Origin of the sequence: Mycolicibacterium alvei, from assembly GCF_010727325.1 — a bacterium.
Classification (GTDB): domain Bacteria; phylum Actinomycetota; class Actinomycetes; order Mycobacteriales; family Mycobacteriaceae; genus Mycobacterium; species Mycobacterium alvei.
In genome coordinates, this window is record NZ_AP022565.1 from 2,506,323 (window position 1) to 2,530,022 (window position 23,700).

17 protein-coding genes are annotated in these 23,700 nt (G+C 66.6%); 5 read left to right on the top strand and 12 right to left on the bottom strand.

Going from position 1 to position 23,700, the window contains the following annotated elements:
• Positions 1–28 precede the first annotated feature (28 nt).
• From G6N44_RS12145 to G6N44_RS12175, 7 genes are all read right to left on the bottom strand, one after another.
• Positions 29–1,153, bottom strand: coding sequence for a phosphatase PAP2 family protein (locus G6N44_RS12145; RefSeq protein ID WP_163664264.1), 1,125 nt, complete (start codon positions 1,151–1,153; stop codon positions 29–31).
• Positions 1,154–1,311: 158 nt separating this feature from the next.
• A complete protein-coding gene (locus tag G6N44_RS12150) occupies positions 1,312–5,265 on the bottom strand; it encodes a DNA-directed RNA polymerase subunit beta' (RefSeq protein WP_163664266.1) in 3,954 nt (1,317 codons plus the stop codon).
• A 45-nt stretch (positions 5,266–5,310) separates the two neighbouring features.
• Complete coding sequence (gene rpoB, locus G6N44_RS12155) at positions 5,311–8,820, bottom strand: DNA-directed RNA polymerase subunit beta (RefSeq protein WP_163664268.1); 3,510 nt, start codon at positions 8,818–8,820, stop codon at positions 5,311–5,313.
• 461 nt (positions 8,821–9,281) lie between these two features.
• Positions 9,282–10,367 (bottom strand): ABC transporter ATP-binding protein, encoded by a 1,086-nt coding sequence (locus G6N44_RS12160; RefSeq protein ID WP_163664271.1) that lies wholly within the window; start codon positions 10,365–10,367, stop codon positions 9,282–9,284.
• Positions 10,368–10,569: 202 nt separating this feature from the next.
• Positions 10,570–10,956 carry a 50S ribosomal protein L7/L12 gene (rplL, locus tag G6N44_RS12165; protein WP_163664273.1) on the bottom strand — a complete coding sequence of 129 codons (387 nt, stop codon included), beginning with the start codon at positions 10,954–10,956 and terminating at the stop codon, positions 10,570–10,572.
• Positions 10,957–11,043: 87 nt separating this feature from the next.
• Positions 11,044–11,571: a 50S ribosomal protein L10 gene (rplJ, locus tag G6N44_RS12170; RefSeq protein ID WP_163664276.1), complete on the bottom strand. Its 528-nt coding sequence runs from the start codon at positions 11,569–11,571 to the stop codon at positions 11,044–11,046.
• A 252-nt stretch (positions 11,572–11,823) separates the two neighbouring features.
• Positions 11,824–12,264, bottom strand: coding sequence for an anthrone oxygenase family protein (locus G6N44_RS12175; RefSeq protein WP_163664278.1), 441 nt, complete (start codon positions 12,262–12,264; stop codon positions 11,824–11,826).
• A gap of 76 nt (positions 12,265–12,340) precedes the next feature.
• Here G6N44_RS12175 and G6N44_RS12180 point away from each other — a divergent pair, with 76 nt between their 5' ends.
• Entirely contained in the window at positions 12,341–12,778 is a 438-nt protein-coding gene (locus G6N44_RS12180) for a winged helix-turn-helix transcriptional regulator (protein ID WP_163664280.1), read from the top strand.
• Here the strand turns inward: G6N44_RS12180 and G6N44_RS12185 are convergent.
• The 4 genes from G6N44_RS12185 to G6N44_RS12200 all read right to left on the bottom strand — a co-directional run bounded on the left by G6N44_RS12185 (position 12,679) and on the right by G6N44_RS12200 (position 19,389).
• Positions 12,679–13,575 (bottom strand): ROK family protein, encoded by an 897-nt coding sequence (locus G6N44_RS12185; RefSeq protein ID WP_163664282.1) that lies wholly within the window; start codon positions 13,573–13,575, stop codon positions 12,679–12,681. The two genes, G6N44_RS12180 and G6N44_RS12185, sit on opposite strands and share 100 nt — an antisense overlap.
• A gap of 12 nt (positions 13,576–13,587) precedes the next feature.
• Entirely contained in the window at positions 13,588–14,205 is a 618-nt protein-coding gene (locus G6N44_RS12190) for a DUF7158 domain-containing protein (RefSeq protein ID WP_163664284.1), read from the bottom strand.
• Entirely contained in the window at positions 14,202–18,338 is a 4,137-nt protein-coding gene (locus tag G6N44_RS12195) for a glycoside hydrolase family 38 N-terminal domain-containing protein (protein ID WP_163664286.1), read from the bottom strand. The genes G6N44_RS12190 and G6N44_RS12195 overlap by 4 nt, the downstream gene beginning before the upstream one ends.
• A gap of 76 nt (positions 18,339–18,414) precedes the next feature.
• Entirely contained in the window at positions 18,415–19,389 is a 975-nt protein-coding gene (locus G6N44_RS12200; protein ID WP_163664288.1) for a helix-turn-helix transcriptional regulator, read from the bottom strand.
• A gap of 61 nt (positions 19,390–19,450) precedes the next feature.
• Between G6N44_RS12200 and G6N44_RS12205 the strand changes: the two genes are divergently transcribed.
• On the top strand, positions 19,451–19,975 hold the full coding sequence (locus tag G6N44_RS12205) for a DinB family protein (protein WP_163664290.1): 525 nt from the start codon (positions 19,451–19,453) through the stop codon (positions 19,973–19,975).
• Positions 19,976–19,978: 3 nt separating this feature from the next.
• Positions 19,979–20,581 carry a DinB family protein gene (locus tag G6N44_RS12210; RefSeq protein WP_163664292.1) on the top strand — a complete coding sequence of 201 codons (603 nt, stop codon included), beginning with the start codon at positions 19,979–19,981 and terminating at the stop codon, positions 20,579–20,581.
• A gap of 23 nt (positions 20,582–20,604) precedes the next feature.
• Here G6N44_RS12210 and G6N44_RS12215 read toward each other — a convergent pair whose 3' ends face one another.
• On the bottom strand, positions 20,605–21,204 hold the full coding sequence (locus tag G6N44_RS12215; protein WP_163664295.1) for a TetR/AcrR family transcriptional regulator: 600 nt from the start codon (positions 21,202–21,204) through the stop codon (positions 20,605–20,607).
• Positions 21,205–21,280: 76 nt separating this feature from the next.
• On the opposite strand from G6N44_RS12215, the gene G6N44_RS12220 reads away from it, so the two are divergent.
• Both G6N44_RS12220 and G6N44_RS12225 read left to right on the top strand, forming a co-directional pair.
• Positions 21,281–22,276 carry an oxygenase MpaB family protein gene (locus G6N44_RS12220; RefSeq protein WP_163664297.1) on the top strand — a complete coding sequence of 332 codons (996 nt, stop codon included), beginning with the start codon at positions 21,281–21,283 and terminating at the stop codon, positions 22,274–22,276.
• 52 nt (positions 22,277–22,328) lie between these two features.
• Positions 22,329–23,699 carry an ABC1 kinase family protein gene (locus G6N44_RS12225; RefSeq protein ID WP_163664299.1) on the top strand — a complete coding sequence of 457 codons (1,371 nt, stop codon included), beginning with the start codon at positions 22,329–22,331 and terminating at the stop codon, positions 23,697–23,699.
• The last annotated feature ends 1 nt before the right edge of the window (position 23,700 follow it).

The following is a 23,700-nucleotide window of genomic DNA, read 5'->3' on the forward strand; positions in this document are numbered from 1 at the left end:
CCGCACAATACTTGTAATGACTGCGGAGTCAGGCCGGGTCCAGTTCTCCGGCTACTGTCGGCACGTCCTCGGCGTCGCGGGGCGGTTCGTCGTACTCAGCCGACCGTGCCGCCTTCCGCGCTTCGTACCGGTTCAGCGCGAACAGCACCACGCCCGCCAAGGCCCAGCCGAGCAGGATGTCGACCACATAGTGCTCGGCGGTGTACACCAGCGTGAAGGCCATGATGAGCGGATAGGCCACCAGGAACGGCCGCCATCCGCGGTTCACCCGGTTCCACAAGAACACCGCGACCGCAGCGGTGAGCCCCGCATGTAGGGACGGGATGGCCGCAACCAGGTTCACACTGGCCTGTCCCTGATCGATCAACGCCGTCGCGGTATGCAGATTGAGCTTGCCCCAACCGCGGGTGACGATCCGTTCGATCCACTCGTGTGCTCCGTCGCGACTGCCCTGCATGGCGCCCAGGAGCCCGCCGTCGACGGCTTCACGCGCCGACCGGAACATGCACCGAGGGCCGGACGGGCCACTGTCGACGTCATCGGCGGTGCACCGCGCCGCAGCCCACGGCGGCGCAGCGGGCAGCAGCGCATAGATGGCCAATGCCACGAACGACAGTCCGACGAACAATCGCACGAACCGCTTCCACTCCTCGCGGTCGCGCAGCCACAGCACACCCGCCACCACGTAGGGAAGGATGAAGAACGACATGTACACCGTGCTGATCACGACTTCCCACCACGGCGGATGGAGCAGTTTCAGCCGTTCCTGCAACCACACCGTCGGCACGGTGCCGAAGAACAGCCACCGATCCGCGTCGACCTGCCAGTGCCACAACGTCGGCCGGCCGACCAGGGTGGCCGCCCCGCGGCTCAGATCGTAGGCGGCCAGCACCAGAGCGAACGGCAGCCAGTCGCGGAGGACGTAGAGCATCCGTCGTCCCTGCCCGATGCTGGCGGCCAGCAAACCGGTCGCGATGTAGAGCAGCAACAATTCCCGGTTGAACGCGAAGCCGTCGGTGGCGGTGCGGTAGATGACGACCCCGGCCCACACCGTAATTGCGATGTACCGCAGGATGCGCAGTCGACGAGCACGGGTTGCAGCACCCGATGGCGCGGAAGCTGCTTCGGTTACCGAGTCGTCAACCGCGGTCACCACGCTGACGTTAGTTCACCGTCGTTCGCTGAGTGGCCACCTGCTGCACAAGAAATGCTCTCCGGCGTGTCATAACTGGCCACTCGCGCATCACTCGCGCATCACTCGCGCATGAAAAAGGCCCCCACGCGGAGCGCAGAGGCCTTTTCCGTATCGAACTAGCGGTAGTCGCTGTATCCGTAATCGTCCAGCGGCACCGCGGCACCGGTCGCCTGACCGAAGTCCGGGCTGTAGTACTGATCCTCGTAGGACGGGATCGTGTACGCAGCGGCCCGAGCTTCCTCGGTCGGCTGCACCTGGATGTCGCGGTAACGGGCGATGCCGGTACCGGCCGGGATCAGCTTGCCGATGATCACGTTCTCCTTCAGACCCTGCAGCTTGTCGCTGCGGCAGTTGATCGCCGCATCGGTCAGCACGCGAGTGGTCTCCTGGAACGACGCCGCCGACAGCCATGAATCCGTGGCCAGCGATGCCTTGGTGATACCCATCAGCACCGGACGTCCGGCCGCGGGCTCGCCGCCCTCGGCCACGACGCGACGGTTCGCGGTCTCGAACTCGGCACGCTCGGTCAGCGAGCCGGGCAGGAACTCTGTCGCACCCGAATCGATGATCGTGACGCGACGCAGCATCTGCCGGACGATGACCTCGATGTGCTTGTCGTGGATCGACACGCCCTGGGCCCGGTAGACCTCCTGGACCTCCTTGACGAGGTGGATCTGCACCTCGCGGGGGCCCTGGACGCGCAGCACCTCGTGCGGATCCGCGGAGCCTTCCATCAGCTGGTCGCCGACCTCGACGTGGTCACCGTCGGACAGCACGCCTTCGGAGCCGTCCTCGTGGGTGAGCACGCGCAGTCGCTGACGCTTGGAGAGCTTCTCGTAGACGACTTCCTCGCCACCATCGTCGGGAACGATGGTGATCTTGAAGAACTTGTCGCTCTCCTCCAGCTGGACCCGCCCCGCGACGTCGGCGATGGGCGCCTTGTTCCGCGGAACACGGGCCTCGAACAGCTCCTGCACGCGAGGCAGACCACCGACGATGTCGGCGCCACCGGTAACACCACCCTGGTGGAAGGTACGCATGGTCAGCTGCGTTCCGGGCTCACCGATGGACTGGGCGGCGACGATGCCGACGGCCTCGCCGATGTCGACCAGCTTGCCGGTGGCCATCGAGCGGCCGTAGCACTTGGCACACACACCGGAGGCCGAGGCGCAGGTCAGCACGGAGCGGACCTTCACCTGGGTGACCCCGGCAGCCAACAGCGCGTCGATGGCCGGGTCGCCCAGGTCATGGCCGCGCTCGATGACGACGGTGCCCTTCTCGTCCACCGCGTCGGTGGCCAGGGTGCGGGCGAACGCCGAGGTCTCGACGTGCGCATCGCGGATCAGCTTGCCGTCGGGGCCGCGCTCGGCCAGCGTGACGACGATGCCGCGCTCGGTCTCGCAATCGGTCTCGCGGACGATGACGTCCTGCGACACGTCCACCAGACGGCGGGTCAGGTAACCCGAGTCGGCGGTACGCAGAGCGGTATCGGCCAGACCCTTACGGGCACCGTGGGTGTTGATGAAGTACTCCAACACCGTCAGGCCCTCACGGAACGAGGACTTGATCGGGCGCGGGATGAACTCACCCTTCGGGTTGGTCACCAGGCCCTTCATGCCGGCCAGAGTGCGGGTCTGGGTGAGGTTACCCGTGGCGCCGGACTTCACGATCGTGATGATCGGGTTGTCGGCCGGGTAGAACTCCTCCATCGCCTTACCGACCTCTTCGGTGGCGTCCTGCCAGATCTTGACCAACGACTCGTTGCGCTCGTTGTGGTTCAGCGCGCCGCGCTGGTACTTGCGCTCGATCGCCTCGGCCTCGGCCTCGTGCCGCTCCAGGATCTCCTGCTTCTGCGGCGGCACCAGAACGTCGGCCATCGAGACCGTGACACCCGAACGGGTGGCCCAGTGGAAGCCGGCGTCCTTCAGCTTGTCGACGGTCTGCGCCACCACGATCATCGGGAAGCGCTCGGCCAGATCGTTGATGATCCGGGCCTGGACCTTCTTGTGCATCTGCTCGTTGACGAACGGGTAGCCCTTGGGCAGCAGCTCGTTGAAGAGCACCCGGCCCAGCGTGGTCTCGGCGGTCCAGGCAGCGCCCGGCTTCCAACCGTTCTCGAACAGCTCGGCCTCGAGGGCGGCCGGCGGACGCTGCTGCGTCAACCGCACCTTGATCTTGGCCCGCACCGACAGGGCACCGCGGTCCAGCGCCATGATCGCCTCGGCCGGTGAGCTGTACACGCCCCGCTCCGCACGATCCTTGGCGGCGGGCACGTACTCGCCGGTGTCGCCCGGGACCTCGGTGGTCAGGAAGTACAGGCCGGTCACCATGTCCAGACGCGGCATGGCCAGCGGCTTACCCGACGCCGGGGACAGGATGTTGTTCGAGGACAGCATCAGGATGCGCGCCTCGGCCTGAGCCTCTGCCGACAGCGGCAGGTGCACGGCCATCTGGTCACCGTCGAAGTCGGCGTTGAACGCCTCACACACCAGCGGGTGCAGCTGGATTGCCTTGCCTTCCACCAGCTGCGGCTCGAAGGCCTGGATACCCAGGCGGTGCAGGGTAGGTGCACGGTTCAGCAGCACCGGGTGCTCGGCAATGACCTCTTCGAGGACATCCCACACCTGGGGACGCTGACGTTCCACCATGCGCTTGGCGCTCTTGATGTTCTGCGCGTGGTTCAGGTCGACCAGACGCTTCATCACGAACGGCTTGAACAGCTCGAGAGCCATCAGCTTGGGCAGACCGCACTGGTGCAGCTTGAGCTGCGGGCCGACCACGATGACCGAACGGCCCGAGTAGTCGACGCGCTTACCCAGCAGGTTCTGACGGAAGCGGCCCTGCTTGCCCTTGAGCAGATCGGACAGCGACTTGAGCGGACGGTTGCCCGGCCCGGTGACGGGCCGGCCACGACGGCCGTTGTCGAACAGCGCGTCCACCGACTCCTGAAGCATGCGCTTCTCGTTGTTGACGATGATCTCGGGTGCACCGAGGTCGATCAGTCGCTTGAGCCGGTTGTTGCGGTTGATCACGCGGCGGTACAGGTCGTTCAGGTCGGAGGTGGCGAAACGGCCACCGTCGAGCTGAACCATCGGACGCAGCTCCGGCGGGATCACCGGGACGGCGTCGAGCACCATGCCCAGCGGGGAGTTACCCGACATCTGGAAGGCCGCGACGACCTTCAGACGCTTGAGGGCGCGCAGCTTCTTCTGGCCCTTGCCGTTCTTGATGGTGTCGCGCAGCGACTCGGCCTCGGCCTCGATGTCGAAGGTCTCGATGAGCTTCTTGATCGACTCCGCGCCCATGGCACCGGTGAAGTACTCGCCGTAGCGGTCCTGCAGCTCGCGGTACAGCACCTCGTCGACGATGAGCTGCTTGGGAGCCAGCTTGGTGAAGGTGGTCCAGATCTCGTCGAGCCGGTCCAGCTCACGCTGGGTCCGGTCCCGGAGCTGACGCATCTCACGCTCGCCGCCGTCGCGCACCTTGCGGCGCACGTCGGACTTGGCACCCTCGGCCTCCAACTCGGCCAGGTCGGCCTCGAGCTTCTGCGCCCGGGCCTCCAGGTCGGAGTCGCGCTGATCCTCGACGGCCTTGCGCTCGACGGCCATCTCGGCCTCGAGCGTGGACAGCTCGTTGTGGCGCATCTCGTCGTCGACCGCGGTGATGACGTAGGCCGCGAAGTAGATGATCTTTTCCAGATCCTTCGGGGCCAGGTCGAGCAGGTAGCCCAACCGGGACGGAACACCCTTGAAGTACCAGATGTGCGTGACGGGCGCGGCCAGCTCGATGTGGCCCATCCGCTCACGACGCACCTTGGCGCGGGTCACCTCGACGCCGCAGCGCTCACAGATGATGCCCTTGAAGCGGACGCGCTTGTACTTACCGCAGTAGCACTCCCAGTCGCGAGTCGGTCCGAAGATCTTCTCGCAGAACAGGCCGTCCTTCTCAGGCTTGAGCGTGCGGTAGTTGATGGTTTCCGGCTTCTTGACCTCGCCGAAGGACCAGTTGCGGATGTCGTCCGCAGTGGCGAGGCCGATGCGGAGTTCATCGAAGAAGTTGACGTCTAACACGTAACTCCCTTTCCCCTTTCGGGACTAGAAATTCTCGGACGAGACCTACGCAAGGTCTTCCACAGAGGCGGACTCGTTGCGCGACAGGTTGATACCGAGGTTGGCAGCGGCACGCTCCAGGTCCTCGTCATCGCCGTCACGCATCTCGATCGCCGCGCCGTCGCTGGAGAGCACCTCGACGTTGAGGCACAGCGACTGCAGCTCCTTGAGAAGCACCTTGAACGACTCCGGAATACCGGGTTCGGGGATGTTCTCGCCCTTCACGATGGCCTCGTACACCTTGACCCGGCCGACGGTGTCGTCGGACTTGATCGTCAGCAGCTCCTGCAGGGTGTAGGCGGCACCGTAGGCCTGCATGGCCCAACATTCCATTTCACCGAACCGCTGGCCACCGAACTGCGCCTTACCACCGAGCGGCTGCTGGGTGATCATCGAGTACGGACCGGTGGAGCGGGCGTGGATCTTGTCATCCACCAGGTGGTGCAGCTTGAGGATGTACATGTAGCCGACCGTCACCGGGTACGGGAACGGTTCACCACTGCGGCCGTCGAACAACTGCGACTTGCCGTCGGCGTTGACCATGACGTCGCCGTCGCGGTTGGGCAGCGTCGAGCCGAGCAGGCCCGAGAGCTCCCCTTCCTGCGCACCGTCGAACACCGGGGTGGACACGATGCTGTCCGCCGGCGCCGAGAGCAGACCCTCGGGCAGGTTGCCCGCCCATTCGGGCGTGCCGCCGGCCACGTCGATGTTCCAGCCGGCCTTGGCGACCCACCCGAGGTGCGTTTCCAGGATCTGGCCGATGTTCATACGACGCGGCACACCGTGGGTGTTCAGGATGATGTCCACCGGGGTGCCGTCAGGCATGAACGGCATGTCCTCGACGGGCAGGATCTTGCCGATGACACCCTTGTTGCCGTGGCGTCCGGCGAGCTTGTCGCCGTCGGAGATCTTGCGCTTCTGGGCCACGTAGACGCGGACCAGCTCGTTGACACCGGCGGGCAGCTCGTCGTCATCCTCGCGCGAGAACACGCGGATGCCGATGACCTTGCCGGACTCACCGTGCGGAACCTTGAGCGACGTGTCGCGGACCTCGCGGGCCTTCTCACCGAAGATGGCGCGCAGCAGACGCTCTTCCGGAGTCAGCTCGGTCTCACCCTTCGGGGTGACCTTGCCGACCAGGATGTCGCCGTCGCGGACCTCAGCGCCGATGCGGATGATGCCGCGCTCGTCGAGATCGGCCAGCACCTCATCGGAGACGTTCGGGATGTCCCGGGTGATCTCCTCGGCGCCCAGCTTGGTGTCGCGGGCATCGATCTCGTGCTCCTCGATGTGAATCGAGGTGAGCACGTCCTCTTCGACCAGGCGGTTGGAGAGGATGATCGCGTCTTCGTAGTTGTGGCCCTCCCACGGCATGATCGCCACGAGCAGGTTCTTGCCCAGGGCCATCTCACCGTTCTCGGTGCACGGTCCGTCGGCCAGCACCTGGCCGGACTCGACCCGCTGCCCGGCATCCACGATCGGGCGCTGGTTGGCGCACGTGCCGTGGTTGGAGCGGGCGAACTTGCGCATCCGGTAGGTGTGCCGGGTGCCGTCGTCGGCCATCACGGTGATGTAGTCGGCCGACACCTCCTCGACGACGCCCGCCTTCTCGGTGACGATGACATCGCCGGCGTCGATCGCGGCACGCAACTCCATACCGGTGCCGACCAGCGGGGCCTCACTGCGGACCAGCGGGACCGCCTGGCGCTGCATGTTGGCACCCATCAGGGCGCGGTTGGCGTCGTCGTGCTCGAGGAACGGGATCATCGCGGTCGCGACAGACACCATCTGGCGCGGCGAGACGTCCATGTAGTCGACGTCGGACGGGACTACGTTCTCGACCTCGCCACCCTTACGTCGGACCATGACGCGGTCTTCGGTGAAGCTGCCGTCCGCGGCGATCGGCGAGTTGGCCTGCGCCACGACGTGGCGGTCCTCCTCGTCGGCGGTCAGGTAGTCGATCTGGTCGGTAACAATCCCATCAGTCACCTTCCGATACGGCGTCTCGATGAAGCCGAACGGGTTGACCCGGGCGTACACCGACAGCGAACCGATCAGACCGATGTTCGGACCCTCAGGGGTCTCGATCGGGCACATCCGGCCGTAGTGGCTGGAGTGCACGTCGCGGACCTCAAGGCCGGCACGCTCACGGGACAGACCACCGGGGCCCAAAGCGGACAGACGCCGCTTATGAGTCAACCCGGAAAGCGGGTTGTTCTGGTCCATGAACTGCGACAGCTGGCTGGTACCGAAGAACTCCTTGATCGCCGCCACGACGGGACGGATGTTGATCAGGGTCTGCGGGGTGATCGCCTCGACGTCCTGGGTGGTCATGCGCTCACGCACGACGCGCTCCATACGCGACAGGCCGACCCGGATCTGGTTCTGGATCAGCTCGCCGACGGTACGCAGACGACGGTTACCGAAGTGGTCGATGTCGTCGACCTCGACCGGGACCTCGACGCCGCCGGGGACGGTCATCGTGGTCTGGCCCTCGTGCAGACGCACCAGGTACTCGATGGTCGCGACGACGTCTTCCTCGGTGAGGGTCGACGACGTGATCGGCTGGCCGGCGTTCAGGCCCAGCTTCTTGTTGACCTTGTAGCGACCCACGCGGGCCAGGTCGTAACGCTTCTCCTTGAAGAACAGGTTCTCCAGCAGGGTCTGCGCGGACTCCTTGGTCGGCGGCTCGCCCGGACGCAGCTTGCGGTAGATGTCGAGCAGCGCCTCGTCGGGACCGGCGGTGCTGTCCTTCTCCAGGGTGCCCATCATGATCTCGGAGAAGCCGAAGCGCTCGGTGATCTGCTCGCTCGTCCAGCCCAGTGCCTTCAGCAGCACGGTGACCGGCTGACGACGCTTGCGGTCGATGCGGACACCGACGGTGTCGCGCTTGTCGACGTCGAACTCCAGCCACGCACCGCGGCCGGGGATCACCTTGACGCTGTGCAGCGTCTTCTCGGTGGACTTGTCGATGCTGTCGTCGAAGTACACACCGGGCGAGCGGACCAGCTGGGACACCACGACACGCTCGGTGCCGTTGATGATGAAGGTGCCCTTCTCGGTCATCATCGGGAAGTCACCCATGAAGACCGTCTGGCTCTTGATCTCACCGGTGTTGTTGTTGATGAACTCGGCCGTGACGAACAGCGGAGCCGCGTACGTCATGTCCTTGTCTTTGCACTCGTCCACCGGAGCCTTGACCTCGTCAAAGCGCGGGTCGGAGAAGCTCAGCGACATCGAGCCCGAGAAATCCTCGATCGGCGAGAGCTCTTCGAGCACCTCCTCGAGGCCACCCTTGGGGGCGGTCTCACCGCGATCGATGGCCTTCTGGCGCCATCCGTCCGCTCCGACGAGCCAATCGAAGGAGTCGGTCTGAACGTCGAGTAGCCCCGGAACCTCAAGCGGTTCGCGGAGCTTGGCAAATGAAACTCGGTTCGGTGCTCCTGGGACGGAGTTATGGGTGTTAGCGTTCGCTGTGCTCTGGCTAGAGACTGCCAAGATGCATCCTTCCAGCACCTCATGCGACTTCTGGAAAGGCCAGCAAGAGCCGTCTTTCCTCGCCGCGATTCTGCGTCGGTTCGGCTGGCTTGACCTGTCCAGAACCCCATACGCACGGCACGGGACTAATGCTGAGCAACGCTCAGGCTAGAACATTATGTGCAGATCAGGTGAGGGTGGGCAGGGTGCAGCCAGCGCAACGTCCAACGATAGCGCACGTCCGCCATTTGTTCAACGAGCATCCCTCGGCCACCACACAACCACTGCATGAATCGGGTCACCCGGCGCTGGCTGGCGTCCACTAAACCCTTCACACATGCTGCCCAACAGATTGGCCTGTCCATGGCCGTCCGTCAAGAGGTGACGCGCGGTTTGGTGCGCCGAACGCTCGCTACGACAATTCGCCGCACCTGCTGTTTGTGCTGTCTACGGATACACGTCAGGCCGGACCCGCTGGGCCCGGCCTGACGTGATGAAACTCAGCTCTGGTGAGGAACCTCGATGACCCCGGTCGGGTCGTCGTCCATCACGGGGCGCTGGTGGCGCGAGGTGGGCTCATCGCCGAACTCGTGGGCCGCGTACTTGTGCGTGCCCTCCAGATCGTCGAGGATCGCGGCCTGCGCGGCCGGCGGCAGCGTGTGCAGGATCTCGCGCACCCGGGCCTGGCGGCGGGCCACAGCCTTGCGTTCGGGCATACCCGGGGTCGCCATCAACTGCGGCGGCACACCCTCGATCTCTTCGACACCGCCGTCGTGCTGGCCGGCGTCCATCATGGCCTGCTCGGCAGCCGCGGTGGCCTCGTCCTTCTCCTCGGACATACCGATCGGCCCGATCCGGCGACCGTTGAGGAACTGCTTGACGACAGGCTCCTCGCTGGTCAGCAGCACCTCGCGGGGGCCGAACATGACCAGCTGCTTGCGGAACAACATGCCGATGTTGTCCGGCACGGTCCGGGCGATGTTGATGTTGTGCGTCACGATCAGCACCGTGGCGTCGATCTGCGCGTTGATGTCGATCAGCAGCTGGGACAGGTACGCGGTACGCACCGGGTCCAGACCCGAGTCCGGCTCGTCACACAGGATGATCTTCGGGTCGAGCACCAGGGCCCGAGCCAGGCCGGCGCGCTTGCGCATACCGCCGGAGATCTCACCGGGGAACTTGTGCCCGTCATTGGGCATACCCACCAGGTCGAGCTTCTCCATGACGATGTTGCGGATCTCGCTCTCGCTCTTCTTCGTGTGCTCACGCAACGGGAAGGCGGTGTTGTCATAGATGTTCATCGAGCCGAACAGCGCGCCGTCCTGGAACAGCACACCGAACAGGGTGCGGATCTCGTAGAGCTCCTTGGCCGAACACTCAAGGATGTTGGTGCCGTCGATGACGATCGAGCCACGCTCCGGGCGCAGCAGGCCGATCAGGGACTTCAGGAACACTGACTTTCCGGTACCCGACGGGCCCAGCAGCACGCTGACCTCGCCCTCGGGAACGGTCAACGTGACATCTTCCCAAATCTTTGACGATCCAAAAGATTTGCTGAGTCCCGTCACATCGATCTGGACGCCCATCAAAGATCCTTCCGCCTACGGCTCACCCCACCACCTGCTGCGGCCTGTGGCTTGAGTCACCATAGCGCACGGCGCATCACCCTCACAGGGATGTCTCCCAATATTCGGGAGTACCCGCTCCGTCACCGGCCCAACCCGCCCATACAAGCAAAGAACCCCCGAATCCGTAGGGATTCGGGGGTTCTTGCGGTCCGGGTATGGACTACTTGACGGTGACGCTGGCGCCGGCAGCCTCGAGCTTGCTCTTGGCGTCCTCGGCGGCCTCCTTGGTGACCTTCTCCAGCAACGGCTTGGGAGCGCCGTCGACCAGATCCTTGGCTTCCTTCAGGCCCAGGCCGGAGACGATCTCGCGGACGACCTTGATGACGCCGATCTTCTTCTCGCCGGCACCCTCGAGGATGACGTCGAACTCCGACTGCTCCTCGGCGGCCTCGGCGGCGGCGGGGGCGCCACCGGCGGCGGCAACGGCGACCGGAGCCGCGGCGGTGACCTCGAAGACCTCTTCGAACTGCTTCACGAACTCAGAGAGCTCCAGCAGGGTCATTTCCTTGAACGCGTCGAGCAGTTCGTCGGTGGACAGCTTGGCCATGTTTATGGTCCTTCCTGATTTTTCTTACAGATGTGAGTGGTTTGTGCGGTTGCGATTGCTTGTGAGCGGTGCGTGAAGCGGAAGCTTCTACGCGGCCTCTTCGGCGGCCTTCTTCTCCTGCAGCGCCGCGGCGAGGCAGGCCACCTGAGAAGCAGGTGCGTTGAACAGGCCTGCAGCCTTGGACAGGTTGCCCTTCATGGCACCTGCCAGCTTGGCGAGCAGAACCTCGCGCGACTCGAGGTCGGCGATCTTCTCGACCTCGGACACGGACAGCGCCTTGCCGTCCATGTAGCCGCCCTTGATGACGAGCGCCTTGTTGTCCTTGGCGAACTTCTTGATCGCCTTGGCGGCGTCAACGGGCTCACCCTGGACGAACGCGATCGCCGTGGGACCGGCGAACAGCTCGTCGAGGCCTTCAATGCCTGCTTCAGACGCAGCGAGCTTCACCAGAGTGTTCTTGGCGACGGTGTACGTGGCGGAGTCGCCGAGTGAACGACGCAGCTCAGCCATGCTCGCCACAGTCAGCCCGCGGTACTCGGTGACGACGGTGGCCGTCGACGCCTTGAACTGCTCAGCAATGTCGGCAACCGCCGTGGCTTTGTCAGCCTTGGCCATGCATGCCTCCTTGTGGTGGGTATCGGGCGCTCCACCGACTCGGGGCCGTGAAATGACGAACGCCCCGACGCAGACAGGTCGGGGCGCAGAGATATCCAGTACGAAACTGGTCCAGCCTCGTCCTCCTGCGTGGGCCGCCGGGACACTTCCCGGACCTTCAACCTATTGCTAGGTGACCAACGGTCTTCGGTAGAACGCGACCAGAGTAGCCGAACATGCACCGATCAGCCAAAACGCGGCCGTCGCACCCCCTCAGTGTGCGCCGGCCACCACCAGCAGCACGAACGCCGCCGCCAGCAGGCCGACCCGCAGCCAGTGCAGCCGGTCCCAGCGTCGGACCAGTTCAGGGAACTGATCGGGGTCTTCACCACCGCCGAATCCGGCTGCGACGCGGTTGTTGATCGGCACCAGCGTGGTCAGGGACAGCAGCATGACCAGGGCCATGAGCACCACTGCGGTGAGGAGCACCGGCCCCGGGCTCCATACCGCGGCGGCGATCAGCAACGCCATCGCGCCGATGTACCAGAACGGCATCGCCGTTCCGAGAATCCGGCTGCCGGTGCCGCGGGCCTGGCGGTAGGCCTCGTCGGGGAGCCGCTGCAGGATCGGGTTGGTGAATGCGGCGACGCCGAACTCGACGCCCAGCAGCGGCCCGGTGACGACGACGGCGAGAATCTGCACGATTTCTTCCATGTCATCTAGGCTGATCACTATGCTGACAAAAAACAAGGTACTGACAAATTAGTCAGTACTCAGGGAGGGCTTGAGCATGGCGGTTTCCAAGAAAGAGATCGGCGATTGCCCGATCGACGCAACCTTGTCGGTCATCGACGGGCGCTGGAAGGGCACGATCCTGTGGCGGCTGGCCGACGGACCGATGCGCACCGCCGAACTGCGCCGCAGCATTCCCGACATCACCGAGCGGATGCTGATCCGGCATCTGCACGATCTGGTCGACGCCGGGATCATCGATCGCCATGACGCGGGGACCGTGCCGCCGTGCGTGCACTATTCGATCTCCGCCTACGGCAGAACGCTGGAACCGGTCCTGGCCGCGTTGTGCGAATGGGGCCGCACCCACATGGAGATCCAGAAACAACAGAAGCGTCAGGCCCGCGCCAGGGCCGCCGCACCCACCAGGCCGGCATCCCCACCGAGCTCGGCCGGGACGACCCGCAGCCCCCGCAGGAACTCCAGCCCGGTGTAGTCGGCGAGCGCCGCGCGCAGCGGATCGAACAGCAATGCCCCGGACTTGGCCACTCCCCCGCCGATCACCACCAGATCCAGGTCGCACACCGCGCCCACCGAGGCGATCGTCGCCGCCACCGCCCGCGCGCCGCGCTGAAATGCCTTGACGGCCGGACCGTCTCCTCGGGTCGCGGCCTCACCCAGCGCCTTGGCGTCGGTGCCGTCCCACCCCTGCTGCCGGGCCCACCGCACCATGCTGGGGCCGGATGCGATGGTCTCGACGCAACCCTGCCCGCCGCACGCACACCGGTCACCGCCGTCGGGGGCGACGACGACATGGCCGACGTGCCCGGCATTGCCGGTGCGACCGTCATACGGCACGCCGTCGAGCACCAGACCACCGCCGACCCCGGTCGACACCACCATGCCGAGCAGGAACTGCGCGCCCCGGCCCGCACCGCACCACTGCTCGCCGAGCGCCATGCACAGCCCGTCGCCACCGAGCCGGACCGGCAACCGGGTGGCGCCGGCGACCCGCTCGACGATCGGGAAGTGTCGCCACTGGGCGATATTGATCGGGCTGACCGTGCCGTTGGGCAGATCGATCGGTCCGGCGGAGGCGACGCCGACGCCGGTGGCGGCACCGTCCGCGGCCCGCATGGTCTCGCCGAGCAGCTTCTCCACGACGGCCCACACCGTCTCGGCGTCACCGTCCGGGGTGGGCAGTTGGCCGCGATGCACCAGTCGCCCCTCGGCGTCGACGAGGCCGACCGCGATCTTGGTGCCGCCGATATCGAGCGCGATCGTCAGTGCCATGCGAGGTCACCTCTAGTGCTTGTGGGTGTTGTCCGGTTGACGAGGATCCCCGGGATGCTCGTACCCCGGCGCCAGTTCCACCAGGGCCGCGCACTGCGCGTCGAGCCACAGCCGGAACGCCTGCCTGCGCGCGGCCGCCCGTAGGTACGCGGCGATCCGGTGGTGCACCTGATCCAACGACGGGGCGACGGGCCGGCCGCGCCAACCGTGCGGGCCGCTGCCCGTCGAGGCGAATCGCAGTGGATTGCGTGCGTGGTAGGCCGCCACCTCGACATCGGAAACCTCCACCGCAGCAGTCACCGCCGCGAACACCGCACGGGCCGGCGGGGTACCCAACGTGGCGGCGGCGACGCTGCCGATCTCCAGCCGGGCCGCGGTATCGGGCAGCACCTCATCGGGACCGGGCGCGTCGTGGCCGGACAGGCCGCGCGCGGCGGCTTCGTCGGTGACCACCCGTTCGGCGACCGCCAACTGGGTGAGCCAGCGGCGCAACTGACGTCCTTCGCTGGTCCCGGGTCGTGGCAGCGCCGAGGCCCGGTTTCCCGCCCGCAGGGCGGCCTCCCGCTCGTCGATCTCCTTGATCGACACCGGTTTTCCGGCCACCCGTGCCGCACAGGTCACCGGGTTCATCGGACCGTCACCTTCACCGCAGGTGAATAGATCAGCCGCCCCGCACAGCCCACCCGGATCAGCGCCCACCACTCCCCCGGTTGGACCCACGCCGGGGGTGCGACGTCGAACCCGATCTCGGCGGTACCCGACGCGGGCACCTCGACGCCGACCGCGGCCGGTCCCATCCACTCCCAGGTTCCCCATGGGCTGATCAGGTGCGCCTCGGCGCTCAGGGCGGCAAGCGCATCGGTGCCGATCGTCATCGACAGTCGGGCACTCTCACCTGCCTGGATGTCGACGGCCTGCGGCTCGGACACCAGCTTGAGCACCTGCGGCGCGGGTTCACCGATCGTGACGATGCAGACGTCCTCGACGACCTGGCGCCACGACGGCGGCAGCGCATCCGATCCGCTGCCGGTCACCGCGAGCTCGGCGCGCACGGGGTACAGCCCGGGTTCGGCTCCGGCCGGGATGCTCAGCACCACATCGGTTTCCAGATACCCTCCGGGCGGTAGGACATAGGGCAGCTCGGCGGGCTGCGCCTCCCACCCCGGCGGTCCATCCACCCTGACCCGCCCGTGCAGGGCGGCGTCGGTGCAGTCGCTGGCCGCGGTCAGCCGCACGGTCACCTCGCTACCGGGTTGTCCGGCAATGCCTTCCGGATGCACATACGCGACGACGGGCAGACCGCCGAGCGGCGCCGGGCCGCGGTTGTGCAGCCAGTACCTGGCGTAGAGGGGCTGCGCGGCCTCGGCTTCAGGTGCCAACCGCTGGTGTTCCCCCGACACCATTTTCGGGAGGTTGAGCTGGGTGGACACCGTGGCGATCTGGTAGCCGTGCAGCGTCAGGCCTGACGTCTGCTCGGACGCAGGTTCCTCCAGCAGATTCAGGTTGGCGGCAGCGGAGACCGTGCGCAGCCCGGAGCGGATGGTGACCTCGGCGGCGCTGCCGGTGATCTCGACCAGGCGCGCGGTAACCCCGTCGGCCGGCTCGGCACTGCGCACACTGCCCGACGCCAACGGATTCCCCATGGCCTTGAGGGCACCCAGTTGCACGGTGCCGGCCGGCTCGATCTCCAGCAGCGATCCCCACGCCGGCAGCCCGCCGCCTGCGTCCGAATCGACCACCACCGGCCGCAGCGGCCGGTTGAACTCCGCGGCGACGGGGGCGACCCCGACGGCCCGCCAGTCACCGGCCCCGGTGACCAGTGCGTAGTCGAATGTGTGTGTCCAGTGCTGCAATTGGAAATTGGAGCCGTCCGGCGTGGTACGGCGCGGCGGGTCGATCCAGGTGCCCGACGGCCAGCCGGTGCAGGACCGCATCAGCGAGGTGTGCAGGGTGCCGTCGGGTTCGACGGCGAAGCTCGGCACCCCACGGTTCAGCAGCGCGACGGTGCGGGCCTCGAACGGCTCGGCCGCCGCGGGTGCCTGCTGGGTGACGACGATCTCCGCGTCGGCCAGGTCATCGACCACCGCGTCGAGGTCACCGGCCAGGATCAGCACCGGCAGGCTTCGCACCCCGCGCAGGTCGGCGCCCGGCACCCACTGTTCGGTCAACGGCGCGGCGGCGGGCACCCAGACCCGGGCCGATCCGGTGGCGTCGATCTGCCGTTTGTACTCGTCGGCATAGGCGATGTCCGACTCGGCGAGAACCGCTGCGGTGAACGGGTTTTCCTCGGGACCGCCGAGGGTGAACCGGGTGTCGGGCAGGTTGGAGTCCACGCTGAGATCGCCATAGCGCGGTTTGTCGGCCGCGCTGCAGGTCGCGGTCACCCCGGCCCGTACCAGCGCCACCATCAGATCGCGTGGGTCGGTGCCGTCGTCGGGGGCGATCACCTCGGCCACCGAAACGGCGCGCACCGCATCGGCTCCGATACGCACGCGCGCCGCCGAGGACAGCCCGAACCAGCCGTACGCCGGGTTGTCCAACGTCCACGGATGTTGCGCGGCATCCACCGCGTGGTGGTCCGAATGATCGTGCAGCAGCCCGAATCCGCGGCCGATCACCGCGTCGCCGACCTCGCTCACCGGTAGCGCGCCGGGCACCGGGCAGGGCCAACGCAACCGGACCAGTCGGTCCGCCCCGACGAATTCGTCGATGACGGTGCGGCAATCGACCCGGTCCACACCGGCCCACAGCGTGATGGTCTGCATGTAGCGCAACAGATCCGCGATGCGGCCCCGCACGATCACCCGTTGTCCGAGCGGGCTCCGGTAGCACTGCACCTTCTCGGCCGGGGCGGCCGCGGAGCACACCACCGGCCCGGTGGGCAGCAGATGCCAGGGGCCTTCCCCGGCCTCGGGGTGGGCCGAATACTCCTCGTAGACCGCGAGTTCGTTGCCGACGCCTCCGTCGGCGATGAGTTCTGTGCCGTCGTCGACGAGCGAGGACACCCCGCCGCCGCGGTCCGCATCGACGCGCAACCGGTAGCGGTCGTTGGCGATCTCGTCCCCGGCCACCGGTTGCCAGCCGTGCGCTGTCCCGGCGGTGAACCGGTACGACCGCCACCCCACGGACGGAACATCGCAGACCAGCCAGCTCACCGTCGCTCCGTCGTGCTCGACCAGCACGGGAACCTCATTGCCGTCGCTGTCGAGCACGGCCCCGGGGAACGGTGCGTCCAGGTGCACGGTGACGATGTCGGTCCGGTTGTGCGCTACGGCGTTCCACACGATCACTGATCCATCGACCGCTTCAGACAACAGGTGCAGGGCATTGTCCCGCGCGGTGACACCCAGCTCCCAGGCGTCACGCCAGCTGGTCATCAGGTCGAGGTAGACCTGATCGGATTCCGAACCGGTGATGGCGTCGTGGTGCGCCCCGTAGGCCAGTTGCACCCAGGCCTTGGTCATGGCGGCCTGCGGATAGTCCGCGCCGCCGAGCAGCCCGGCGAACACCGCGAACCGTTCGGCGTCGAGCACTGCGTCCTCGGCAGCCCGGTTGGCCTGCTTGGTGTCGATGTAGGAGACGTCCTTGCCGGTGTAGATCGGGTTCATGTCGCGGGTCTGTGGCGACGGCACGATGCCGCGCTCGTCGACTTCGGCTCGCACCGCGGCGAAGAACTCGGAAGGCAACGCGCACAAGAACTTCGGCCAGACGTACCGCGAGTTCCAGTCACGGTGGATCTGGGTGACCCACTTGTTGGGCGGGGTGTAGTCGGTGCCGACGGGCAGCAGCACGTTGCGGGTCAACGCAACTCGCTTGAGCTTGGCGAACAGCGCGTAGGTGGATTCCTCGGCCTCGGCCAGTGAGGCCGAGGAGTCCATCCACCATCCCGCCGAATAGTGCGCGGGCATGTAGTGGGTGAGCAACCCGCGGCCCGACGGCGCGATCCATTCGAACTCGCTGGCGAACTGCATGCGCTCGGGGTCGCCGTCGTTCTGCATCGGCCCCCACTGGTGATGCGGTCCGCGCGCCCACGAACTGGAGGTCAGGCCGACGTCGGCCGCCATCCCGGGGAATTGCGGGTCGTGCCCGAACACGTCGAGCTGCCACGCGGTGGCCGGGTCGGCACCCATCACATCGCGTTGGAAGCCCATGCCCGACACGAAATTCCGGATCGCGGTCTCCGGGCTGGTGAGGTTGGTGTTCGGCTCGTTGTAGGTGCCGCCCATGATCTCGACGCGCCTCTGCTCGATGAACCGGCGTAGATCGGCCCGGTCTTCCGGGCGGGCGTCCCAGTAGGGCTTGAGATAGTCGACCTCGGCCAGGACGAACTTGTATTCCGGAACGCGGCGGGCCATTTCCAGGTGTGCGTGCACCAGGTCGAATCCGTTGGTCTGCCGGCACTGGCCGGGCGGATCCTCGTTCCACACGCTGATGTAGGCGGCCTGGGTGTTCCACCAGACCGGGTCGTAGTGGAAGTGGCTGATCATGTACATGGTCCAGCCGGGTTCGGCCACGGTGAAGTCGAAGGCGATCTCCCCCACCCGGGCGCGCCGGACCTCGCCGGGCACGCCTCGCTCGACGTCGATCGGAACCTCGACGGTGCCGTCTCCCGGCGCGGCCATCGCCTCACCGGAGAGCCCGTCCCCGTCCACCCGCACCGGCGTCGGTGCGGCGCAGTCCTCGTATCGCACCCGAACCAACTGCCGAGGGGCATCCTCTGGCCCGGCAAACAGCTCCGTCGTCTCCGCTGACAGGACCCGCATCTGCAGAACCTTACGGCCTCAGCCTCCCCGCGAGCAGGACGTTGCGGTACCCGAAGTCGACCGGATTGGGGTGCTTTCACGTCTGCTCGCCGGGGAAGGCGGCGCGCAGGCGGTCGGCGACGACCCCGACGGCGGCAGCCACCTCGGGCGGTTCGAGTACCTCGAAGTCGTGGCCCACGGTGGCGAAATAGAGCACCATGCGCTCGGGGTCGTCGGCGCCGGTGGTGACGATGCAGGCGTCGGGCCCGTCGGCTTCGACGGTGGCGGACGCCGGTGGGAACTTCTGCGCCACAATTTCTTTCGGGGCGTGGTAACGCACCCGGGCGACGTAGCGGTAGGGCGAGGAACTGATCGCACGCCGAACGTAGTCGGCCGCATCCGGCGCCTCGCGCGGCGCGAACGTGGTGCCGCGGGCGGCCACCGCGGTCATCCGGTCCAAGCGCAGACTCCGCCAGTCCCGGCGGTCCCGGTCGTAGGCCATCAGGTACCAGCGCCGCCCGGTGGTCACCAGTTGGTAGGGCTCCAGCCGCCGCTGGGTGTGGTTGCCCCGGATATCGGTGTAGTCGGTACGGACGTGCTCGCGGTCGCGGCAGGCGCGGGCCAGGGTCATCAGTACCTCGGGTTCCACCGGGGCATCGGAGGAGTCGGGGGCCAGGGTGACCGTCGCGTCGTGCACCGCCGATACCTGCGAACGCAACCGCGCGGGCATGACCTGGTCGAGCTTGGACAACGCGCGCAGGGCCGATTCGCCGACGCCGGCGATGCTTCCGCCGGCGGCCAGCCGCAGGCAGACGGCCATCGCGACGGCTTCGTCGGGGTCAAGCAGCAGCGGGGGCAGCGCCGCGCCTGCACCGAGTTGGTAGCCCCCACCCTGTCCCTTGCTGGCGTGAACCGGGTATCCGAGTTCGCGCAACCGCTCGATGTCACGGCGGACGCTGCGGGTGGTGACACCGAGCCGTTCGGCCAGTTCCTGGCCCGTCCAGGCCCTACGCGACTGAAACAGTCCGAGGAGTTGCAACACGCGGCCGGTGGTTTCGCTGCTCACAGCCATGCGAGAAGTCTGCCGCAGTTTTAGGACCGAAGCTGTCCTATATAGGTGACAGGGTGGTCCTATGTGGACAAACCTCCTGGCCGACCAACTCGACTTCCACTGGACCAATCAACTGAGGCCGCGATTGGACGGCCTGACCGACGACGAGTACTTCTGGGCACCCGTCCCACACTGCTGGACCGTTCACTCCGACGGCGCCATCGACTTCAGTTATCCACCGCCACAACCGGAACCGTTCACCACGATCGCCTGGCGACTGGCACACGTGATCGTCGGAGTGTTCGCGATCCGCAACCACTCGCATTTCGGCGGGCCGCCGGCCGACTACGAGTCCTGGCCGTACGCCACCGATGCCAGCACGGCCCTGAGCCAACTCGACGACGCATACCGAAATTGGATCGACGGGGTCAGGTCTCTGAGTGAAGAGGACCTGAAGCGCCCGTGCGGCCCCGCCGAAGGACCGTACGGCAATGAGCCGATGGCCGTGCTGGTCCTGCACATCAATCGGGAAGTGATCCATCACGGCGCCGAAATCGCCTGCATCCGAGATCTTTACACCCACTCATCCCACCACGAGGAGAACTGAACCATGCCCGGAATGCCCGCCCCGACCAGCGGCGAACGCCAGACCCTGATCGACTTCGTCGCCTTCCAGCAGAATGCCTTTTTCGCGGTGGCGCACGGCCTGACCGACGCGCAGGCCCGGTCCACCCCGTCGGTGAGCGCGCTGTCGGTCGGTGGCCTGATCAAGCACGTCACCGCGATGCAACAGGCCTGGACCGCCCGCGCCGAGCATGCGCCGCAGTTCCCACCGCCGGATCCCCGTCCGATGGAAGATCAGATCGCCGACTACGCCGACCAGTACGTGATGGGTGAGCACGAGACCCTGGCCGGACTACTCGGGGCGTTCAAGGCCCAGAACGCCGAGACGTTGCGAGTGCTTGCCGAGCGCGACCTCGACACCGCCGTTCCGATTCCCCACGATGTGCCGTGGTTCCCACAGGACGTCGACAACTGGTCAGTGCGGTGGGTGGCGATGCATCTGATCGAGGAACTCAGTCGCCACGCCGGGCATGCCGACATCATCCGCGAATCGATCGACCGCGCCACGATGTACGAGCTGCTGGCGGCCGAGGAGCAGTGGCCGGAAACCGACTGGATCACGCGCTGGCGGCCCGCCGCCGAGGTCTGATTGGCGGCCCGCCGCCGGGTGAGCTACCGGCCGAGCACCAGTCGGAGCGCATGCTCCACCACCACACCGAGGTCATCGCCCAGGTTGCCGCTCAGCCACTGCTGGGCGAGCTCGGCCATGGCCCCGGTGTACATGGCCGCGCCGATCTGGGCGGCCACCGGATCCGAACCCGGATTCAACCGGCCACCCTCGGACAGCACGGCCTCGCGCAGCAGGTCCTGGGTCGCCGTGCGGCGTGCGGCCAGTACCGGATTGGCTCTGGCGTCGGTGAACAGCACCCGACCCCGCCGCGGGTCGGCTGAACTGAAACCCAGCACGGCGGCGATTCCGGCGCGGGTCCTGGCCCGCAGGGAGTCTCCGGCCCCGGTCGTCGCGGCCTCGACGTCGACGGCCAGGGCCGCGCTGACCTCGTCGTACACCGCTCCGAGCAGGTCGTCGGTATCGGCGAAGCTCTCGTAGAAGTAGCGGGTGTTCAGTCCACATTCGCGGCAGACCGAGCGCACCGAGACCGCGGCCTCACCGCCGTCCCCGAACAGCCGAAACGCCGCGTCCACGAGCAGGGCGCGTCGTTCGGCCCGGCGGTCCCCTAGCGGCACGCCGGCCCATCGCGTCGGACTCGACATTCCTACAGACTAAGTCTGGTCACACCCGTACCCAAAATGTATTCTGGCTACAGACGTAACCAGAAGGGGGTCCCCGGTGGACATGCCACACCAAATCCTCGAGCAGATGCTGCAGCGGAAGTTCGATACGGACATTCGGCAGCACTACTTCCGAGGCATGGAGTTCGCCGGACCCGCCGGCGATCCGGGGTGGTTCGGCCCGGGCAGCGCCGTCTGGCACGTCCACTCCCACACCGAGGCACTCGTCTTCGGCCTGCAGTGCGCGGCCTACCTGGAACGCCTCGATCCCTCCATCTACTGGATGGGCATGCACCATTCGCGTCTGGTCAAACGCGATGACGACGGGACCGCGATCCCCGTCATCGATCCCCGGGGCGCCGCGGTGCGCCTGGGGCATTCGATCGCGTTCTTCATCGGCACCGCCTACGGCAACACCGAAACCGCCGAACGAGTGGCCAAGACTGTCCGCTCCATGCACCACACCATCAAGGGCACCCGCCCAGACGGTGCGGTCTACGACGCCGACGATCCGGACTGGCTGCGCTGGAACTACGCGACCGTGGTGTGGGGGCTGGCCACCGCACACGAGATCTACCACCCGAACCCGTTGCGCGGTAAGAAACTCGACCGCTACTACGGCGAGTTCATCCGTGTCGGGCACGCCCTGGGCGGCACCGACCTGCCCGCAACCAAGGCCGAGACGCTGGAGTGCCTGCACTCTTATCTGCCCAAACTGGCGCTCACCTACGGTGCGGCCATGGCCACCGGTCCCAACCTGCCGATGCCGCAGAGCGCGGTGGACTGGGCGATCCGCGACACCATGCCGAAGTGGGCCAAGCAGATGATCGGGCACACCGATCCCAATCCGATCGAGCGGGCGGCCCGGCGCACCATGGTGTGGTCGATCATCAACGGTCTGCACACCGCGGCCGGTAACACCCCGGAGTTCCGCGCGGCGCAACAGCGCGTCGCCGCCGGGACCACCGTGTCGCACACCGAGCCCACCTACGTGCCCGGAACCGACCCGGTGCAGAGCCGCGAAGAGGTCGAAGAAAGCTTCGCCTCAGTGTGACGCGCGGCACAGATGTTTTTCGCCTGACCGCGCCCTTTGAGACACTGCAGCTATGAGCACTACGCCGCCGAGACCCAAGCACCGCGAGGTCGCCCGGTTGAGCCGGGTGCCGTTGCCTGTGGAAGCCGCCCGTATCGGCGCCACCGGTTGGCAGATCACCCGCACCGGGGTCCGTGTCGCCGCCCACATGTTCGGCAGCGGTTCCCTGCAACAGAAGGTCATCCGGCAGGTCCCGCAGACCTTCTCCGACCTGGGCCCCACCTACGTCAAGTTCGGCCAGATCATCGCGTCGAGCCCAGGTGCCTTCGGTGAGCCGCTGAGCCGTGAGTTCCGCAGCCTGCTCGACCGGGTGCCGCCGGCGGATACCGACGAGGTGCACAAGTTGTTCGTGGAGGAGCTCGGCGACGAGCCCACGAACCTGTTCAAGACGTTCGACGAGAAGCCGTTCGCCTCGGCGTCGATCGCCCAGGTGCACTACGCCACGCTGCACAGCGGCGAGGAGGTGGTGGTCAAGATCCAGCGTCCGGGGATCCGCCGCCGAGTCGCCGCCGACCTGCAGATCCTCAAGCGCGGCGCGCAGCTGGTGGAGCTGGCGAAGCTGGGCCGGCGGCTGTCGGCTCAGGACGTGGTCGCCGACTTCGCCGAGAACCTGGCCGAGGAGCTGGACTTCCGGCTGGAAGCCCAGTCGATGGACGCCTGGGTGTCGCACATGCACGCCTCCCCGCTGGGCGAGAACATCCGGGTCCCGCAGGTGTACTGGGACCTGACCAGCCAGCGGGTGCTGACCATGGAACGGATCACCGGGGTGCGTATCGACGACGTCGCCGCAATCCGCAAGAAGGGCTTCGACGGCACCGAACTGGTCAAGGCCCTGCTGTTCAGCGTGTTCGAGGGTGGCCTGAAGCACGGCCTGTTCCACGGGGACCTGCACGCCGGCAATCTCTACGTCGATGACGCAGGCAAGGTGGTGTTCTTCGACTTCGGCATCATGGGCCGTATCGACCCGCGTACCCGCTGGCTGTTGCGCGAGCTGGTCTATGCGCTGCTGGTCAAGAAGGACCATGCGGCCGCGGGCAAGATCGTTGTGCTGATGGGCGCGGTCGGCACCGTGAAGCCCGAGGCGCAGGCGGCCAAGGACCTGGAGAAGTTCGCCACCCCGCTGACCATGAAATCGCTCGGCGATATGTCCTACGCCGAAATCGGCAAGCAGCTTGCAACCCTGGCCGATGCCTACGACGTCAAGCTGCCCCGCGAACTCGTGTTGATCGGCAAGCAGTTCCTCTACGTGGAGCGGTACATGAAGCTGCTGGCCCCGAAGTGGCAGATGATGAACGATCCCCAGCTCACCGGATATTTCGCCAATTTCATGGTGGATATCAGCCGCGAGCACAAAGAGAACGATCCCGACGGGGACGAGGCCTGAG

Bases quoted from the DNA above. Each gene is read 5' to 3' on its own strand.
- G6N44_RS12185 (WP_163664282.1), bottom strand. From the start codon at position 13,575: ATGGCACTGACGATCGCGCTCGATATCGGCGGCACCAAGATCGCGGTC.
- G6N44_RS12215 (WP_163664295.1), bottom strand. From the start codon at position 21,204: ATGTCGAGTCCGACGCGATGGGCCGGCGTGCCGCTAGGGGACCGCCGG.
- G6N44_RS12200 (WP_163664288.1), bottom strand. From the start codon at position 19,389: ATGGCTGTGAGCAGCGAAACCACCGGCCGCGTGTTGCAACTCCTCGGA.
- G6N44_RS12175 (WP_163664278.1), bottom strand. From the start codon at position 12,264: ATGGAAGAAATCGTGCAGATTCTCGCCGTCGTCGTCACCGGGCCGCTG.
- G6N44_RS12225 (WP_163664299.1), top strand. From the start codon at position 22,329: ATGAGCACTACGCCGCCGAGACCCAAGCACCGCGAGGTCGCCCGGTTG.
- G6N44_RS12195 (WP_163664286.1), bottom strand. From the start codon at position 18,338: ATGCGGGTCCTGTCAGCGGAGACGACGGAGCTGTTTGCCGGGCCAGAG.
- G6N44_RS12210 (WP_163664292.1), top strand. From the start codon at position 19,979: ATGCCCGGAATGCCCGCCCCGACCAGCGGCGAACGCCAGACCCTGATC.
- G6N44_RS12180 (WP_163664280.1), top strand. From the start codon at position 12,341: ATGGCGGTTTCCAAGAAAGAGATCGGCGATTGCCCGATCGACGCAACC.
- G6N44_RS12205 (WP_163664290.1), top strand. From the start codon at position 19,451: ATGTGGACAAACCTCCTGGCCGACCAACTCGACTTCCACTGGACCAAT.
- G6N44_RS12190 (WP_163664284.1), bottom strand. From the start codon at position 14,205: ATGAACCCGGTGACCTGTGCGGCACGGGTGGCCGGAAAACCGGTGTCG.
- rplL (WP_163664273.1), bottom strand. From the start codon at position 10,956: ATGGCCAAGCTGTCCACCGACGAACTGCTCGACGCGTTCAAGGAAATG.
- rplJ (WP_163664276.1), bottom strand. From the start codon at position 11,571: ATGGCCAAGGCTGACAAAGCCACGGCGGTTGCCGACATTGCTGAGCAG.
- G6N44_RS12160 (WP_163664271.1), bottom strand. From the start codon at position 10,367: ATGGGCGTCCAGATCGATGTGACGGGACTCAGCAAATCTTTTGGATCG.